The sequence below is a fragment of the Belnapia moabensis DSM 16746 genome (assembly GCF_000745835.1).
GTDB classification, from domain to species: Bacteria; Pseudomonadota; Alphaproteobacteria; order Acetobacterales; family Acetobacteraceae; genus Belnapia; species Belnapia moabensis.
The window spans coordinates 1-1,651 of the sequence record NZ_JQKB01000261.1 but is presented as its reverse complement, the minus strand read 5'-3'; the positions used below and the strand labels follow the sequence as shown (position 1 = coordinate 1,651).

Here is a 1,651-nt window from a genome sequence, read left to right as displayed (position 1 = left end):
GCGGTCGCACCTGGTGCACATGCCGTGCTGCTGCTCGACCAAGCCGGATGGCACCTATCGGACAGGCTCGAGGTACCGCCGAACATCACCCTCATTCCGCTGCCACCCAAGTGCCCTGAGCTCAACCCGGTCGAGAACACCTCGCAGTTCATGCGGGACAACTGGCTGTCGAACCGCGTCTTCCGCTGCTACGACGACGTCGTCGACCAATGCTGTCGCGCTTGGAACCGCCTCGTCGAGCAGCCCTGGACTATCATGTCCATCGGACTGCGCGATTGGGCACACCGGTTCTGATCAGCGGGATTTGGTATAAGCCGGTCGTTCGCCCTAACTCGGAAGGGATCAGATGATCACAGAACTCGCGCTTCTCCGCCTTCTCCCCGGCTCCAGTTCGGCGTTCGCGGCTGCATTCGCCAATGTCGCTCCACTCCTTACCAGTGCCAACGGCTACATCCGGCACCGCCTTGTCCCAGCGCTCGAGAATGCCGATCTCTACCTGCTAGCAGTGGATTGGCGGGACGTGGCGGCCCACACGCAAGGATTCGAGCCGAGCGAAGCCCACGCTCGCTTCATGGCGCCACTCGCACCGCTGCTCTCCGGCGACCCCATCGTTTTCCACGTGGAGACGGGGTCGCAGCCGTGACGCTCCATGCCCGCACTTCATCGCCTACGGCAGCAGCGAGCCTTTTTGGTCGATGCCACACCGCTGATGTTCACGCGGACCGAATTTCCGTTGGTCCCCTCTTCGCCATTGAGGCATTCGAAGGACCCGAGCCCTCCATGGTGGGCCAAGGCCCCCGCGCAAGCAGCGGAAAGACTTGGCGTCGCTGCGCTCTGGTGTCCAAGCAGCCAACGGGTGATCGTTCGAGTGACCTTAAAACATGGTGTTAGGGTTGGCGGCTTCAGCAGGGACACGCTGCAACACGTCCCAATGCTCGACAATTTTCCCCCTCTCGAAGCGAAAGATGTCCATGCTCACCCAATCCGAATCGCCGGGCCATTCCTGGCGGGTATGAAGGACAACGAAGTCGCCTTCGGCCAACACCCGTACGAAATAGACACGTTTGCCGGGATACTCCTTCGCCATCCGCTCAAAGTAGGCGACGAAGCCTTCCTTGCCGTCCGGCACAACGGGGTTGTGCTGGATGTATCGGTCACCGACATACTGCTTGACCGCCTCCGCCGGACGGCACTGGTTGAACATCAGGTCATAGAAGCCGATCGCGGCCTGCTTGTTCCGACTGGCTTGGTCGCTCATGGTGAACCCCGCCCGAGTGGTTTTGAAAGAATCGTGGTGGTAACCGGCTTCGTCCTGATCATCCTTGCGGAAACCCAAGAGGGCTTTAGGGCCGTCTCAGCGATCGTGTCCGCGACCCTCTTCCTCGCGATGGGTGGTGACTGGAGTTTGTACCGACGTTCATCGCCTTGAAGCAACTGGAGGGGGCGAGGCACTGTCAGGTTGGGTGGGGCTTGGCGGGCTGTGGCTGGCCCGGTAGGGAACCGGAATGTGCTCGCCTGCCGCCAAGTCGCTCTATGCCGGTCATCGCTTTCCGGCTGAGGTGATCAGCCATGCGGTCTGGCTGTACTTCCGCTTTCCGCTTAGCCTTCGCATGATCGAGGAGATGCTGGCGGCACGCGGCATCGTGGTTAG

3 protein-coding genes and 1 pseudogene are annotated in these 1,651 nt (G+C 61.2%); 3 read left to right on the top strand and 1 reads right to left on the bottom strand.

Features of this window, described 5'->3' with window-relative positions; translation table 11 throughout:
• Window positions 1–294, top strand: a 294-nt coding sequence (locus EP26_RS30755) for a transposase (protein WP_043345358.1), incomplete at its 5' end; no start/stop codon positions are given.
• A 52-nt stretch (window positions 295–346) separates the two neighbouring features.
• Complete coding sequence (locus EP26_RS30750; RefSeq protein ID WP_043345355.1) at window positions 347–643, top strand: antibiotic biosynthesis monooxygenase family protein; 297 nt, start codon at window positions 347–349, stop codon at window positions 641–643.
• A 231-nt stretch (window positions 644–874) separates the two neighbouring features.
• Here EP26_RS30750 and EP26_RS30745 read toward each other — a convergent pair whose 3' ends face one another.
• On the bottom strand, window positions 875–1,258 hold the full coding sequence (locus tag EP26_RS30745; protein WP_043345356.1) for a nuclear transport factor 2 family protein: 384 nt from the start codon (window positions 1,256–1,258) through the stop codon (window positions 875–877).
• Between the two features lie 247 nt (window positions 1,259–1,505).
• Between EP26_RS30745 and EP26_RS30740 the strand changes: the two are divergent.
• Window positions 1,506–1,651, top strand: a pseudogene (locus EP26_RS30740) (IS6 family transposase); the annotation flags it as partial.